Genomic DNA, 15,297 nt, shown 5'->3' on the forward strand with positions numbered 1-15,297 from the left:
TGACACTTGGTCAGTACGTAGTGATACGCCGCGTATCACTACTGCTGATCAGGCGCGGGGGATTGCCTGCACACCGACCACGGATGCGATGCGCCGGATACGGGACGTTGAGGCCGCACCGATGGACTGGATGATCAACGCGGGAACGGCCTGGTGCGTGGCCCACTGCGGTGATCGCAGGCACACCTCCTCCAGGGTGTCGAGCGATGCGTCCCACATCCGGGCCCGGCACTGAGCCAGCGCCACGTCCAGGAAGTACCGGTCCCGCACGGTCGGCGGCAGTCCCGACAGATCCGGATGGGACTTGATGAGCTTCAGCGCCCCGGCGACGTCGTTGGTGTAGAGCTTCACGTCGACGGCCTTCACGGTCGCGGTGGCCGGGCCGAACGTTCCCCCGTGAATGCGGTGTTCCTGCCCCAGCCGCGCGCCGACCGCGTGCGCCTGCGACAGGTAGTCCCGGGCGGTCGAGGCGTGGTGCTGGCCGAGCCGCGATGCGGCAACAGCACAGTGGTTGACCAGGTTTCCGTACGCCGTCAGATGCTCCGTCGTCGTATTCGAGTACGACGGCTCGATCTCCGCTGCCGCCCTTGTCACGAGTTCGAATGACTCCCTTGCCCGGTTGTCCCTGCGGAACACCCAGGAGCGGGCCGCCTCCACTCGCGCAAGGCGCAAGGGGTCCGCCGAGCGTTTCGCCAGAGCCCGCGCCTGGGAGACAGCGGCATAGGCAACGTCCCGGGCCTCGAGCTGATTCGACAGATACGTGGAGAGAAGGAAGACGTCGGACAGTGCACCCGTCGCCAGCTCGAGCTGCGTCACGTTCGCGACGTCGACGGCGGCCTGCACGCTGTGGAGGAGCGGGGGCAGGATCGCACCGAGCTCACCGTAGTTGCTCGCCCCGTACAGATCCCAGGCGTCGTCTATCACCCGGCCCATGGTGCTGAGATCCGCCGGCTCCACCGTGAGCGGATGATCTCCCGCCGCAGCATCATGCACCGCGTGCGACAGGCGGCGGATGAGCTGCCGCTCCTGGAATGTTGCTCCGCGGTGTGGTGTCGTCTGCCCGAGCACCGTCGACACGCTGACGCCGAGCGCGGCCGCGACCTTCGACACGGTGGGCAGGGTCATGGCCTGGTCCTGCTCGGCCTTGCGGATCGTGACGATGGACAGGCCAGTCATTTCCGCGAGCTGAGCTTGAGTGATGGCCTTACCGCGAAGGAGCTTGATCCGCTGCCCGTTCGTGTAGCCGGACCACTCCTGCCAATCACGCACCCCGCCCCTCCGGCACGTCGCCTCCGGACATGAGCCGGTACATGTGCAGGCGCCCCTCCCGCACCTGAGAGGGATTGGGCCGTGTTCGCGCCGGCCGCTCCGCATGTGTAGGGGTGGGCTCGTGACCGCACATCAGTCGGTGCATGTACAGCCTGGCCTGAGGATCACGATCCTGCGGCATACGCGCTTCAACTCCGCTCTGTATCTGACCTGTTAGAACGGTACGCGCGTGGCCGAGCAGCCGTCACGTCATCGAAGTACCCTCACGCACCCCGTCCCTCCGGCCTCGTCTCCCCCAAACCGGCCGCCTGTCAAGGTTTCCCTGACAACCCCATGCTGTCAGGTCTAGCCTGACAGCATGCCTGAGAGTGATCACAAGATCATCGACGCGGAGCGGGCACTGCCGCTCGCCCCGCTCGCCCCGCTCGACGAAGCCCACCTCGCCCGCGCCGAAACCCTCGCCGAGATCGCCGAGGCCGCCCTCAAAGACCTCACCCAGCCCGCCGCGGGCAGCGCCGACCTGATCGGCGGCGCGCAGTACCTCCTCGACCTCGCCCAGAGGCTGCTGCGCGAGGCGGTCGTCGTCGAACGCGAACGCGGGGCGAGCTGGGCCACCATCGGCGAGCACGCGGGCAGTTCCCGGCAGTCCGCCCACGACCGGTGGGGCGCGGCCGTCGGCGCCTGGGCCCTGACCGGCCGCCACCGCACCGGGATCACCACCGGCGGCTCCTCCGGCGACGTCGCTGCGAACCTCGACGACTGGTACGCCGAACTCCACCCCGACCGGCCGCACGCCATCAGCACCACCCTCGCCTCCTTCACCGACCCCGGCGCGCGCCGCACCGCCCAGGAACGACGCGAGGAGGCCGACCGGCTCCGCGCCGAGATCCAGGCCCTGAAGACCGCCAACACCGCGGTGTACAACGCCTCCTGCGAGGCAATCGGCACCGCGGGCGCCACCGAGAAACGCGCCGCCTGGGCCGCCAATCACCTCGACCAGGCCAGTGCGTACGACCGGCTCGCCGCCGCCGAGGCCCCCCTGGGCACCGAACACCGCCGCAGCGCGGCCACCCAGCGCGGCATCGCCCACGACATCCTCAGCAGCAAGCCCGTCACACACGGCGGCAGCGACACCGCAGACGCCCGATGAGCACCCCCGAATACGAGCGCCAGCAGACTCAGAATCGAGTCACCGCCTGACGGCCTCGCATCACGCCTTCACCGAGACGGCGTGACCACTCCCGACGCGAGGGCAAGTGCGGCAACCAGAGCGACCGGCACAAGCAGGGCGAGCGGCAGGCTGGTGGCAGTGGCGATCCCGCCCACCGCCACCGGCCCCGCCAACAGGCCCACATTGCCGATCAGACTCACGGAAGCGACAGCGCGGGGCCCATACGAACCTGCAGTGGCCGAGTAGAGCAGCGGGACGATCGGGGACAGTCCAAACCCCAGGAGGGCCCAGCCCGTCAGCGCGGCGGGAGTCGCCGCGGGGGTGTTGGTGGCGGCGAGCCCGACACCGAACCCGACGGCGGCGACCACGGCTCCGGTGCGCAGCAGCGTCTGCGGGCCGAGCCGTGAGGTGAGGATGTCACCCATGAGCCGGCCTGCGGCCATGCCTGCGCCGTATAGCCAGTAGGCGGCGGCAGCGGTGGTGGCGGAGGCGCCGAGCGAGCGGACATGGACCGCGGACCAGTCCAGGGCTGTGCCCTCGGCGATGAGTCCTCCGGCGATCATGCCGCCCAACAGCCACACCACCCATGTGGTGCGAACCTTCGGATCTTCAGTGGCAGTTGGCGCTTGCGCCGGGGCAAGCGACACGGTGACGGGCGCGGCCAGGAGCGCGGCGACGATGACGGTGCCGCCCACGATCGCGAGCACGATCCCGTGCGGAACGGTGGCGGTGGCCGTGGCGACACCGGCAGCACAGACCGCACCAATGCTGTACGCCCCATGCAGGCTCGACATGACGGGCCGCCCGTACCGGGCTTCGCATTCGACGCCGGCCGCGTTCATCGGCACCAGCAACAGCCCCTGCCCCGCGCCGAAGAACGCCGCGGCCACCACGAGCGCGATGAAGGAACGAACTTGGCCCAACACCACCAGCGCCGCGCCGAGGACGAGCGCCGCGCCGACCAGCAGCAGACCCGTGCCGTGAGGTCGCTCGGCGAGACGTCCGCTGACCAGCAGCATGGAGATCATCCCGGCTGATGCCGCCAGGAGCGCGAAGGACAGCCGACCGGGGGTGAGATCGGCGGTCTCCTTCACGGCTGGCAGGCGCGTCGCCCACGTCGCCATCATCACGCCCTGGCCCGCGAAGTACCCCGTCAGGAGGCGGCGTGCCCGCCGCGCGCTTGATGAGGGCACCAGCACCGCGCCGACCGAGGTCGCGTCAGCGGTGTCGCTCACCCTTCACCCCGGATCCGGCAGAGCGGCACCTCCTGCACCCGCTGCTCCGGATCGATCAACTGCCCCATCCGGCCGCGGTCGGTGCACTCCTGCGCCGGGTGCCCGCAGCGGCAGACCTGCGGGATGGGCGCTGCAGCCTGCGCCAGGACCATGGCGTTCCAGTCGAGGGCTTCCCTGTCGCATCCCTCCTCCAGGTCGACGCGCGCGCCGGAGAGGGCGACCTCCAGTCGCTCGAGGCGCGTCCCCACCGCAAGGAAGGGGTCCTCGACCATGGACCGGGAGATGCCGGTGTCGGCGAGCAGCCGCGCGACGAGCTGTTGGCCGGGAACGTCGCTGGGGGTGAGCGTGCGCAGATGGGCGGCGGTCTCGGAGGCCAGCAGCTCTCGGCTTGCCTCTTCCGGGAGGTCTTGGGCTGTGCGAGTCGGCGTGGTGGTCACCGTATGGGCTCCCATCGGGAGTTGTGGCGGGCCAGGAGAACGTGGGCGGGCCGGCCGTCCTGGGCCTGTCCGGCGGGGTCGGTCCCCGCCCAGACCAGACGGACGCGGGCGCGGTCGGGGCGGCCGCCGGCCGATCGGGCGATCCCGGCCTGGATCCGTACGTCGCGGTAGGGGGCCCGCAGCGGCTGTTCGGCGAAGTAGGCGGGCCACTGGGAGCGTTCGGCGCCGGTGATCTCGGCGGTCCAGACGCGTGAGGCCAGGGCGACGAGTTGCTTCTCGGTTCGTCGGGGCAAGTCGGTGGGTGAGGAGCGGTCCAGCAGATGCTGGACCGCGTGGTCTCCCCCAGGGCCGTCCCCCGGGACCGGGATGTCATCTGTGGCCGGTGCTTTGCTGCCGGTGTCCGGCTCGGGCGCGGGCGTGGTCTTCTCCGATGTCCCGTCGGCGGCAATGGGTGCCGGGCGCGTGGGGGCAGCCGCATTGCGCGGGGAGGTGTTCGGGCCGTCGGCGGGGAGCAGCAGAACGAGGCCGATCAGGGCGCAGACGGCGGCCGCCAGGAGCGGCCACCTCGCGGAAGAGCTCTTCGGGGTGTCGGGGTTGGCGTTCACAGCAGGCGGGCTCCCCCCGCGAATCCGTGGTCCCAGATCGCTTCGGTGCGGACCTTGGTTCCTGGTCGGGCTGCGTTGATCATCTGTCCGTCGCCGAGGTAGATGCCGACGTGGTAGATCGTGCTGTCACTGCCGTAGCCGAAAAAGACCAGGTCGCCGGGCCGTAGCGCGCCGATGCCGCGGCTGGCGGGGATGCGCTTGCCGCGCTGGGCTTGGGCGGCGGCGGTGCGCGGGAGGCTGATGCCGACCTGGGCGTAGGCGTAGGTGGTCAGGCCCGAGCAGTCATAGCCGGTGACGCCGGCCCCGGATTTGCCGCTCGGCGAGCAACAGTGGCCGCGGCTCGGGCCCTTGGCGGTCCCACCGCCCCAGGAGTAGGGGGTGCCCTTCTCACTGAGGGCGGTGTTGATGACGGTGCGGGCGTCGCCTTTGACGTTCTGGCCGATGCGGATGGTGCCGTTGCCGAGCTGGCTGTAGCGGTCGATCCAGGACAGCACGTCGCCGACGTAGGCTCCGGAGCGGTTGTACTGGAAGATCGCGTTCTTGAGCTGGGAGCGGTCGGCGAGGTTGCGGCCCTTGCCGCACAGATAGACGGCGGCGCCGAGCGCGGCGTCGTCGGCGTTGTGCGGATTCTTCTCGCCGTCGCCGTTGGCGTCGCGGCCCGATCCGTTCCAGGTGGAGGGCAGGAACTGGAAAGGACCCACCGCTCGCTCCCCTGAACTGGTCCCGTCCCACCGACCGTTGTCGGTGTCGCTGAAGATCGACGTGTTGCCGCCAGCCCCGGAGCCGTTGAGGAGGACGCCGAGGATGCGGGGGCTGATGTCGCCGCCCGCGCTGATCTTGCGGCCCCCGGCGTGGTTGGACTCGATCTTGGCGATGCCCGCCAGGATCGGCCAGCGCATGCCCGTGCACTTGGGGACTTCGTCGGGCAGGCGGCTGGCGGCGGTCTGGTAGGCGGCCAGCATCCGCGTCGGGATGCCGGAGACCTCGCCGACGGTCTCCATCGGCGGTGCGGCGGGCTCGCGGGCCGCGACGACCAGGACGAGCAGGACCGGGGCCGCGAGCAGGCCCAGGAGCAGGGTGGCGCAGCCGAACCTCTTCTTCACCGGCCCTCTCCCCCGTCCTCGTCGGGCCGGGGACGGAAGTTGAGGGGCGGCTGCGCGCTGTCCGCCCCGGAGGCGTCGGTGCCCGCAGCGTCCCTGCGGCGTCGGTCCTCTTCGTCCCTCGCGTCCAACCATGCGAAGGCGGCGTCGGTGTCTTCGAACCGGTCGCGGTAGCGGCTGACCGGATCGGTGCGGGGCTCGCTGACAACCGGCGGCTCGGAGTAGCCGCGTTCCCCGTAGGGGGACTCGCCGTGGGCGCGCTCCCCGTACGGCTCGGAGCGGGCGTCGAACAGCGGGACGTGGGCGGTGGCTTCGTCGGGGCGGCGCCTCGTCGTGGGGCCGCGCAGTCCGTCGTAGGTGTCGAAGGTCCACTGGGTGGCGGTGTCGGCGTAGTGGGCGCGCTGGCGGCCGAGTTCCTGGTGCAGGTCGCCGGTCAGGGTGCTCGTGGCGCGGCGGGCCCGGGTCCAGGTGGCGGGCAGGCCGACGGTGGAGTAGTAGGCGGCCTTGGTCGTGCCGACCAGGACGCGGCCGCCGCGGGTGCGCTTGAGGCCGGCTTCCAGGCGGGTGCCGAAGGGTGTGAAGTCGGGTGGCGGGGTGCCGCGGCTGATGATGCGTCCGGTACGGCCGTCGATCACCGTCGGGGTCGCCGGACCTTCTCTGCCGGGCCAGGTGTTGGGTGCGGGCGGCTTGGCTCCGGGCCGGGTGGGCTGCTGCGCTGTGCGGGGCGGGCCGATCAGGGCGGCGTGTGCGGCACGCGCGCCAACTGCCAGTGGGGCCAGGGCGCGGCGGCCTTCGGCGCGGGCTTCGGCGAGGAGAGCGCCGGGGTGGCCGGGCAGGCCGGTGGGATCGCCCAGGGCGCGCAGGCCGAGCGAGAGTCCGGCGTGGCGGCTCAGGAAGGACTGGTGCGCGGGTGAACTGCCGCCGATGCCGCCGCTGTAGCCGAGGGAGGACATCGCGGCTGCGGTGGCGGCGGCGTTGTCGCCCATGGTGTGGCTGCCGCCGATGCGGGCGTAGCGCATCCGCTCGGCGAAGCGGCGCCCGATCCCGTTGCCCTTGCGGAGCATGATGCGGTGCGCGGCGAGCGCGGTGACGGCGAGCCCGACGAGGATGAGCAGCCGCTCCATCATCGGGGTGGAGTTGTCGGCCAGCAGAGCGCGGGCGGCAACGCCGAACAGGGGAATGAAGACCGCGACGCCGAACAGGACGACGCACGCCGAGGCGTAGTAGCCGACCCACTTCCACAGCGCGGCCCGGTTGGGGCCGGGCAGCATGGCCCAGGCGAAGACAACGCCGGCGCACGCGGCGGCGATCACGCAGCCGAACTGGGCGACGATCAGGGCCAGGACCATGGCCATGATGACGATGGTGATGATGACGGCGACGACCAGGATCAGGAGGGCGCCCAGGAGGCGCTCCCAGGTGACCGTCTCCATATAGTCGGCGGCCGCCTTGCCTTCCTTGCCGAATTTGTCCAGCTCGCGTTGGGCGCCGTGCTCGGACTCGCCCTTCTTGCAGTGCTCCTCGGCAGGCCCGATGATCAGGCCGCAGGGGTCATCCTCGCCCTCGCCCTTGGGCGGCTTGATCAGCTTCTTGTGGGCCTTGTAGAGGGGGCTGTTCTTGTCGATGCTCCGGCCGTACTGCAGCAGCATGTAGGGCTGTACGACGAGGGTGTCGGTGAGCGTGCGGGTGATGGGCTTGGACACATCCGCGGCGGCCAGCGGCCGTTCGCCGCGCAGGCAGGTGTCGTGGGCCGGGCCGGCGACGGCGTCGCAGGCCTGCTTGCGCTGCTTGTTCTTCTCGGCCGCCGAGGCACCGGAGTCGGAATCCGTCTGCCGGCAGGTGTTCTGTGCGGGCCCGGCGAGCAGGTCGCACGGATCGGCGCCCTTGCGCTTGTCGCCGCCGTTGGCGGTGATGGAGGCCGCTTCCAGGGCGGCGCGCTGGGTCTGCTGGATCGGCCCGTTGTGCCCGAGCAGCATGGCGGGGCGGAGAAGGGTGCTCGCGGCGAGCGCGGCGATCAGCAGGGTCAACAGGATCTCACCCGCTCCCCGCGCGACTCTCCCCCGCATGATCAGGATGAGGCCGAAGACGAACGTCCATGCCAGGAAGGTGCCGGCCATGCCCAGCGGGCCGAGCACGTTGGTCTCGTACGCGTCGGAGATCTTCTGCGCCGGTCCGGCCATCTTCTCCAGTACCGGGAACCGGTACGCCCAGTCGACCAGCCAACTGGCAAAGCCGACGACAGTGCGGGAGCCCGCGAACGTACCGCTCAAGATGAACTTCATGACGGTATCGATCGGGCCGTCCTCGGTGGCCGTCAGCTCATAGCGTGAGATCGGCACGCCCTCGCTCGTGGTGACGTCGAGCGGGCTGAGCAGATCGCCCGAGGAGCCGCCGCCGTCGGCAGCAAAGGACGGCGTACTGCTGACGGCGAGCAGCAGCACGGTCAGGGCGGCGACGGTCCCGGCCGTCGTCCAGCGGCGGCGGGCGGCCGTCATGACGTGCTCCGGCGGCCCGCCAGCACGACGGCGATACCAAGCAGCGCAGGCACCAACAGGACCGCGCTCGCGACACCGAACCCGTCCCCCGCGGGCGGGGCAGCGTCGGTGTTGTCCCGGCTGTGGCTGCGGCAGTGGTCCTTCGCGGGTCCGACGATCAAGTCGCAGGCGTCGCTGTCCCTGGCGGGCTGCTGCGTGGCGGCGGGCCGTGCGGGAGCGGCCGTGAAGGCCTGGATCTGGTGCATCAGCAGCATCGGGAGCAGCATCACGCCGCTCACCATGGCGGCCAGCGCCAGGGCCACGATCAGGTTCCCGGCCCAGTGGCGCAGTGGGCGGGTGGCGAAGGTGTCGCTCATCGCGGGCTCCCGACGGTCGTCAGGGCGGACAGGTCAGAGAAGGGGGAGTCCGGCCGCGCCTGGTCCGGCGGGCTGGCGTCCTCGGGGGTGGTGAAGATCGCCTCGAGGAGGCGGTCCACGCTCGGGACGAGGGCCTTGAAGCGGCCGATCTGCATGCGCGGGTCGCGGCCGAGGAATTCGCCGGCGCGCTCGGTCTTGCCGAACGGGGACAGGTTGGTGGTGACCATGCTCAGGAGGTCCTCGTCGTCGCCGGGCAGGCCGAGCCACTCCAGGCCGCGCGCGGCGAGCTCCGGGTCGGCGGTGCGGGACAGGAACCGGTAGGCGAGCAGTCCGCGGCCCGTACTCGTGCCGAGCTCGCGCACGTCATGGCAGCCCAGGCCCACCCCTGCGCCGTGCTTGCGGCCGTCGAAGACCACCTCGTCGACCAGGGCTTGGCCCTCGGCGGAGGAGGTGAGCCAGTACGCCTCATCCAGCGGGATCAGCGTGAACCGGGGGTCGGTGAACGCGGTTTCGCGGGCGATGGCGGCGATCAGGTAGAGCACGGCGCGGCCGATGAGAGCCTCCAGTGGCTGGTTGCGCATCAGCTCCGGGTTGGTCACCGCTTCCCGGGGCGGCAGGGTCAGCCCGGTCGTGGTGATGACCACGAAGTCGCTGGAGACATCAGAGGACAGATCGAGCGGGGGCAGTTCGGGGTCGAAGATGCTGGCGGCGAGCGGCTCGTCGGCGGCGACCTGCAGCCACTCGACGAGCGAGGCGGCCCGCAGAGCGCGCGGCCCCTCCCCCACCGCGATCTCCTCCAGGGCGACGACCACCTCGGCCATGCACGGCACGGCAGCCGCAGCGGCCTGCTTGACGGCAGCCTTCAGCAGCGCGCCGTGCTCGGTCATCGGCCCCACCCCGAGCTGCACCGTGAGATAGCTGAGCGCGTACCGCGCCCCGACGTCCGGGTCGGCGAAAACCCGCAGCGGGTCGATGGACAACTCCGCCTTCGCCGCATCCACCACCTGACTGCGCCCGGCGGCCGCGGCGGCCGCGAAGGTCGCCCACTCACGGCGCTTGGTGCGGTCGATAGCGATAGCGCGGCCGCCGCGGTCGACGATGGCGGACGCGATCAGCTTGAGCAGGACGCTCTTGCCGCCGCCCAGGTCCCCCGCGACCCCGAAGGACGCGGACGCGTTCGCGCGGGGGGCGTTGGCGATGTCCAGGAGGGTGGGGGTGACGGTGCCGACGTCCTGGCTGAAGCCGACCATCACGCCGGTGGGATCGCCGAACGCATGGCCAGTGATCGCGCCGTGCATCGCCCAGTCCTCGCCGAGCTGGTGCTGGACGTACTGGCGGGTGGCAGGAGGCGTCGCGGTGGCAGGCAGGGTGAGCGTGAAAAGCTCCTCCTGGCCGCCGACCGGGCGCACCAAGCGGTAGTTGGCACCCTTCAGGCGGGCTTGCAAGGCGCCAGCCCGGCGGTCGCATTCGGCGGGGGTGTCCGCCCACACCGTCATGACGGTGACGGACTGGACCTCGACTTCCACGCTGGTGCGGGAGGCGCGCGCCCCGAGGTCGCCGAGATCCTCGGCGGCATCGTGGATGTCCTCCGGCAGGCCAGTGGCGCGTTGCGCGGAGTACTGCTCGGCCTGGTCGACCAAGTCCCTTTTCTTTTTCCGCACCTCCTCGACGACCTTCTCAGTCGGCACCAACTTGAGGTCGACCACCCAGTCGACGCCGAACGGCATCCGGTCCATCTGTGCGAGGAAGTCGCCGCTCGCGGCGGAGAATCGTCGCGGCATCTCCGCCAGCGCCAGGAGCGCCTGATAGGAGGTGCCTGCCTCGGACTCGACCTGCAGCCACCGGCGCCCCACCTGATGTCCAGCACGCCCCTTGCCGCGCCTGCCGCGCGGGCGGGCGGGCTTCTTCGCGGCCCCGGAGCCCAGGGCCGATTCGTCCTGGCCCCCTTCCAGCAGCCGCACCTGGCCCAGGTCGGCGTGCGAGGGGGCCCGCAGGACACCACTCACCAGACGGCTGCCGCGCAAGGAGGAGCGTTCCGACTCCGCCAGGAGCGGCTCGTCCAGTCCTCGCGCGAGCGCGTGCTGGTGCATCCACACAATCTCGGCTGGGCGGGCCGGGACCAGCTCCAAGCCGCCGCCGAGCTCGGCCGTCACCTGACGGGCGCGCTGCTGGTGCTCGTCAACCTCGTGGGCGGGCACCGGGGCCGGCGGCAGCCCGAGCATCGTCGACAGCTCGCCCCAGGCCGAGGCGACGGCCGCGGACAGCTCCGCCCGCGCCCCGCCAACTTCCAGCGGCACGGCCAGCCACAGGGTGCGCCGGTGCATCTCCACCGGATGGGCCAGGTCTTCCCCGGCCAGCAGGCGCAACTGTGCGCCTGCGATCTCGGCCCAGTGCGGCCGGCTGTGGTGGTTGATTCCGGCGATCGTGTGCCGTACGACCTCGCCCGGATCGGTGCGGGCGCACAGCCCGTACAGGCGGGCCGCTCCCGGCAGCGAGCGCACCAGCGAGGTGATGCGGTGCTGCAGCTCCTCGCGGGAGCGCTCGGCCATGTAGCGCGAGCCCTGCGTAGGCACGGCCCAGATCGCCCAGACCGTGCCTGCGTTGGTCCACACGATGTTGTCGACGATGTGCCGGATCGCGAGCTTCATCGCCCCGCCTCCTGCCGCTCACGCAGCAACTGCTGCAGTGCCGTCGGCGCCGGACGCGCGACGGGTGCCGCGGGCCGGGCCGTCCGTCCCCGTCCCCACCGGCGGCGGCCGCGCGTCGTGCTCTTGCTCGCCGGAGCGCCCGCCGCACCGCGCACCTGGCGGCTGCGGGACGCCGCAGTGGCGGGCTCGGCGGCCGCGGGCGCGGTGGTGTTCTCGATGAGGAAGGTGCCGTGCAGGGCACGCTGGCCGCTCGGACGCACGGTCCGCCCGTTGATCCGACCGCTCGCAGGCTGCAGCGCACGCTGGGCCCAGCCGTAGGCCACCCACAGCGGGGCCCGGCCCCCCACGCGCGAGGCGCGCGCCAGCCAGACCGCGACCCCAAGTCCGACCACCGGCACGGGCCCCAGGCTCGCCGCCCACCATGAGAAGGTTTTGATCAGAGCGAAGATTCCGACGGCGGCAATGGTCAACTGGGCCGGCGTGTAGGGGCCCAGCGGCAGCGTCCAGTCCCCGACTTTGCCCAGCACCCAGGGGTGACGTCGGGCGCGGGTATAGGTGCGGCCGATACGCACCATGGCGGTGGGGCTGCTCATGCGCGCCCACCACCCGCAGAGGAGGCCGCTCCCGGGTCGGTGCCGGGGTACTGCGGTGCGTGCACGGCCGGTGCGCCGACGCTGAGGAGCTCGTTCGTGAACGCCTCGCTCAAGTCGTTGCGGCCGTTGTAGATGCCGGTGGCGACGACCAGCCCGATCAAGGCGCCGATGCCGGCCTTCAGACTGAACTTCCGGATGATCGTGATCACGACGATCGCCAGCAGCCCCAGCTTCAGGCCCTGGGTCGCCCAGCTGGTGCCGACGTCAAAGAGGTTGTCGCCGATGTCGGAGAACTCGGCGGCCAGGGTGGTCGTGTTCATCGCTGCGCCTCCTGAGCGGCCGCGTTCACGGTGCGGGTTCGTACGCCGGACTCCCGGACGGGACGGACGGCCGTGGTCGAGACAGAGCCGGTGGGCTTGGCGTGGTGCTTGCTCTCCTCGGTGGCGTCCTCAAGCCCGGACTGCAGGGCGAGGACCTCCCACCGGCCGTCGCGAGCCTTGAGCTGGAGCGCGTACGACAGCGGCCACTGCCCGCCGTCCACATCGCTCGCGGTGATCTGCACCAGCAGCCGGGCCCTGGCCCCGTCAGTGCCGGCCTGGCCATCCGTCTGCTGCTGCGCCCGGACCTCCTCGACCCGGACCTCCTCGAACGGCGCCGAGCCGCGCAGGGCGGGCAGCGAGATGCCGGGGGCGACGTAGCGGTCGGCGCCCTCCGCCGCCCCCAGATAGGCGGTCAGGAACTCCCCGGCCGTCACCGCCAGGGGCGATTCGGCGGGCACCTCGGTGCCATACGGGGAGTCCGGCTCCTCGAGCGTGCTCGGCGCACCCACCTCCATCGGCGCGGCAGGAACGACGAAGCCCCGGGCGGCGCCGGGCGCGGAGGCGGTGCCCAGGTCCTTCACGATCAGCGGCACCGCGAAGTACCGCAGGCCGTCCGTCCCTTCGGCCGCAGTGCTCTTTCCGCTGTGACCGGCCGACGCTTTGAACCGGGCGGCGACCGTGACCGACCATGCGGCAGTGCCCTGACGCACGCTGCGCACCACGGTCAGACGCTCGGCGGCCGGGGCGTGCTCGCCCCACGACGGCGGCTGGACGGACGGCGCCATCGCACGAAGTTGCCGCGCGGCAGCGCTCTCCTCGCCGTGACCGGCACGCAGCCACACGTCGAGAACCAGCTCGGCGTAGCCGCCCGGATCGGTCATGGGCTCCGTCGCGGTGTCGGCCTGCGTGACCGGTGCCGGCCGGGTGCGCACCACCGCATCGGGGCGGGCGCAGCTGGCGACGAGAGCGAGCGGTCCGGCGGCCACCGCCACCCATACCGCCAGGCGCACCAGTTGGGTACGGCGCACGGGCAGCGATCGTGGGCCCGGGGCACCGGGCGATTCGTCTGGCTGGGGTTCGCGCCGTGATCGGCGCGGGACAGGGACGGGCATGGACGGCTCCTCGAAGTACCGATGAGAGGTGGTGCCGTCACTCTTCGACGCGTCCCTTACCGCCTCGCTTGCCACCAGGGCCCGGTGACCGTCACAGGGCCATAACTCCTGGCGCCACCAGGCGTGGTAAGTGCCCATGGCCTGGTGGTAAGTGGAGCGGAAGGAAGGTCTCGCGGTGGTAAGTGCGGCCATCCGCCTGTTCACCACCGCAGGTCAGCGCCGGTGCCGGGCTCGCCTACTGCCCGCGCGGCAGCGGGCTCTCTCTTTTTCCCCCCGGGCTGATGGCGGTGACGGTCACGCCGCCGAGGAGGCCCCCGAGGGCACAAGCGCGAGGCAGCGCACAGCGTGGATCGGGGAACACGGAAGCTCGGCCAGTGGGCTCGCGAACGTCAGGCGCGAGCACCGGAATATGGCCGCCCGGTCAGCACCTGAGAGGAGCGGTGCTCGGCCGGTGCAGGTCGATCACAGGCGGCGGCTTCGCCCCGGCGGCCTTCGGGCACGGCCGGTGACCGGTGCCGTGGGCGTGTCACCGGCCGTGGAATTCCAACCCGGGGCCCGGTCGCGTTCCAACGACGATCGACCTCATGCCCATGGTCGCCCGGCCACAGCCCCAACGGTCGGCGTTCCGCTGCCGTGTGACGGCTTGGATCAACCCGTCCGCGTGGCTGCAGGGGCTGCGAGCGGCCAGGCCGCTCCTCATCTACAAGGTCCCTCTCTAGTTGGAAAATCGCAGGTCAGCGCTTCCAACTCCAGGTGGGCCGACGATTCCAACGCCTCGGGTCCTGCTGTGCGTACCGTGTCGGGCGGTCTTGGAATGAGCGTGCCGGAGTGAGGCTCACGCCCGGACGGAGGCCTGTGCGCGGATCTGCCCGATGTACTTGCGGACGGTGCCTACCTTGTAACCGGTCAGCTTGGCGAGCTCAGGGGCCAGCTCGTTCGCTGACATCTGCTCGACCTCCTGCGGCATCGCGCGGTAGTGATGCGCCACCAGCTCCACCCCCTTGAGCGAGCTCGGCGGCACCGTCGGTTCGGCCTCGTCAGGTTCGCCGTCCTGCGGCTCTGTGGCACCGCTCGGCGTCTCCCCCGGTCGCTCCTTGTGGGGTGCCTCGGCCTCGGAGTCGCCGGAGATCCTCATCTGCACGACGGTGCGGCCACTGCCTCCGGTGCGGTCGGCGGACGCCCCGGCCCGCTCGGAGTCGGGCTGTTGGAACGAGGGGCCATGTTCCACCTGCAGCTCTGCAGTGCCCCGAGCATCGTTCCAATTCCAGTGCGGGTTGGAATGCGGCACGTCGCGCTGCAGCGCTCCCCCGTCCGCGGCCGCTTCCGCACGGTCCTGTCCGCGCTGCTGCGGGTCGTCACCCTGTTGGTCGGCGTACCGCTGCGGGCCGTGCAGCTGCTGTCCGTACTGCTCTTCCGCGAACTGCTCCTCGGGGTGCTCGTAGCCGCGCTGCCGCGCGTACTGCTCCTGCTCGGCGGACGGGCGCCGCTGCGCGTCCGTGTTCGCCTGCTGCTCGGCGGGCTCAGGGACGTGCTGCTCCTCATACGCCCGCTGATCCTCGTACCACTCGTCGTACGGGGCCTCCGGGTCGTACAGGACCGGGCCCTCGCCGGTGTGGGGCTGAGGTGGGTGCTGGGCGGCGAACCAGGGGCTGGCGTGGTTGGCCGGGGGCTCTTGGGCGGCTTCCGGGATGACCCCGGGCTCGGCGGCCGGATCCTTGACGAGGGCGGCAGGCGTGGCCGCGGTGGCGGGCTGGTCCTGGGGCAACTCCCGCTGCGCCGCCTCCGGCTGGCGCAGCTCGGCCTTGGCCGACTCGGCCTTCGTCATCTCCGGCTGGTGGGCAGCGGCTTGGACGGGCGATTCGATGCCGGCCGCCGCGAGGCCCGCGGGGGCGGTTTCCGCGAGGGGGACGCCGTAGCGCGCCAGGCGCAGCGGCATCAGCGACTCCACCGGGGCCT

General features: G+C 71.4%; 12 protein-coding genes and 1 pseudogene. 1 reads left to right on the forward strand and 12 read right to left on the reverse strand.

What is annotated here, in order from left to right:
* Positions 1–48: 48 nt before the first annotated feature.
* Positions 49–1,269, reverse strand: a complete 1,221-nt coding sequence (locus tag IEY91_RS39350) for a helix-turn-helix domain-containing protein (protein ID WP_189177588.1) — start codon at positions 1,267–1,269, stop codon at positions 49–51.
* Between the two features lie 358 nt (positions 1,270–1,627).
* Here IEY91_RS39350 and IEY91_RS39355 point away from each other — a divergent pair, with 358 nt between their 5' ends.
* Entirely contained in the window at positions 1,628–2,419 is a 792-nt protein-coding gene (locus tag IEY91_RS39355) for a hypothetical protein (RefSeq protein WP_189177589.1), read from the forward strand.
* Between the two features lie 68 nt (positions 2,420–2,487).
* On the opposite strand, the gene IEY91_RS39360 is transcribed toward IEY91_RS39355, so the two are convergent.
* From IEY91_RS39360 to IEY91_RS39410, 11 genes and pseudogenes are all read right to left on the reverse strand, one after another.
* Positions 2,488–3,675, reverse strand: a complete 1,188-nt coding sequence (locus IEY91_RS39360; protein ID WP_229697665.1) for an MFS transporter — start codon at positions 3,673–3,675, stop codon at positions 2,488–2,490.
* The gene (locus IEY91_RS39365) at positions 3,672–4,112 is read right to left on the reverse strand and encodes a hypothetical protein (RefSeq protein ID WP_189177590.1); all 441 of its coding nucleotides are present in this window, start codon (positions 4,110–4,112) and stop codon (positions 3,672–3,674) included. Before IEY91_RS39365 ends, IEY91_RS39360 begins: the two co-directional genes overlap by 4 nt.
* On the reverse strand, positions 4,109–4,717 hold the full coding sequence (locus IEY91_RS39370; RefSeq protein ID WP_189177591.1) for a hypothetical protein: 609 nt from the start codon (positions 4,715–4,717) through the stop codon (positions 4,109–4,111). Before IEY91_RS39370 ends, IEY91_RS39365 begins: the two co-directional genes overlap by 4 nt.
* Entirely contained in the window at positions 4,714–5,820 is a 1,107-nt protein-coding gene (locus tag IEY91_RS39375; protein ID WP_229697667.1) for a C40 family peptidase, read from the reverse strand. Before IEY91_RS39375 ends, IEY91_RS39370 begins: the two co-directional genes overlap by 4 nt.
* Positions 5,817–8,312 carry a hypothetical protein gene (locus IEY91_RS39380; protein ID WP_189177592.1) on the reverse strand — a complete coding sequence of 832 codons (2,496 nt, stop codon included), beginning with the start codon at positions 8,310–8,312 and terminating at the stop codon, positions 5,817–5,819. The genes IEY91_RS39375 and IEY91_RS39380 overlap by 4 nt, the downstream gene beginning before the upstream one ends.
* Positions 8,309–8,668, reverse strand: coding sequence for a hypothetical protein (locus tag IEY91_RS39385; RefSeq protein ID WP_189177593.1), 360 nt, complete (start codon positions 8,666–8,668; stop codon positions 8,309–8,311). Before IEY91_RS39385 ends, IEY91_RS39380 begins: the two co-directional genes overlap by 4 nt.
* Positions 8,665–11,316 carry an ATP-binding protein gene (locus IEY91_RS39390; RefSeq protein ID WP_189177594.1) on the reverse strand — a complete coding sequence of 884 codons (2,652 nt, stop codon included), beginning with the start codon at positions 11,314–11,316 and terminating at the stop codon, positions 8,665–8,667. The genes IEY91_RS39385 and IEY91_RS39390 overlap by 4 nt, the downstream gene beginning before the upstream one ends.
* Positions 11,313–11,909 (reverse strand): hypothetical protein, encoded by a 597-nt coding sequence (locus IEY91_RS39395; protein ID WP_189177595.1) that lies wholly within the window; start codon positions 11,907–11,909, stop codon positions 11,313–11,315. The genes IEY91_RS39390 and IEY91_RS39395 overlap by 4 nt, the downstream gene beginning before the upstream one ends.
* A complete protein-coding gene (locus IEY91_RS39400; RefSeq protein ID WP_189177596.1) occupies positions 11,906–12,229 on the reverse strand; it encodes a hypothetical protein in 324 nt (107 codons plus the stop codon). The genes IEY91_RS39395 and IEY91_RS39400 overlap by 4 nt, the downstream gene beginning before the upstream one ends.
* A complete protein-coding gene (locus IEY91_RS39405; protein WP_189177597.1) occupies positions 12,226–13,257 on the reverse strand; it encodes a conjugal transfer protein in 1,032 nt (343 codons plus the stop codon). Before IEY91_RS39405 ends, IEY91_RS39400 begins: the two co-directional genes overlap by 4 nt.
* Before the next feature lie 919 nt (positions 13,258–14,176).
* Positions 14,177–15,297, reverse strand: a pseudogene (locus IEY91_RS39410) (hypothetical protein); the annotation flags it as partial.

Source organism: Streptomyces lasiicapitis, from assembly GCF_014646335.1.
GTDB classification, from domain to species: domain Bacteria; phylum Actinomycetota; class Actinomycetes; order Streptomycetales; family Streptomycetaceae; genus Streptomyces; species Streptomyces lasiicapitis.

Bases quoted from the DNA above. Each gene is read 5' to 3' on its own strand.
- IEY91_RS39355 (WP_189177589.1), top strand. From the start codon at position 1,628: ATGCCTGAGAGTGATCACAAGATCATCGACGCGGAGCGGGCACTGCCG.
- IEY91_RS39380 (WP_189177592.1), bottom strand. From the start codon at position 8,312: ATGACGGCCGCCCGCCGCCGCTGGACGACGGCCGGGACCGTCGCCGCC.
- IEY91_RS39385 (WP_189177593.1), bottom strand. From the start codon at position 8,668: ATGAGCGACACCTTCGCCACCCGCCCACTGCGCCACTGGGCCGGGAAC.
- IEY91_RS39390 (WP_189177594.1), bottom strand. From the start codon at position 11,316: ATGAAGCTCGCGATCCGGCACATCGTCGACAACATCGTGTGGACCAAC.
- IEY91_RS39395 (WP_189177595.1), bottom strand. From the start codon at position 11,909: ATGAGCAGCCCCACCGCCATGGTGCGTATCGGCCGCACCTATACCCGC.
- IEY91_RS39400 (WP_189177596.1), bottom strand. From the start codon at position 12,229: ATGAACACGACCACCCTGGCCGCCGAGTTCTCCGACATCGGCGACAAC.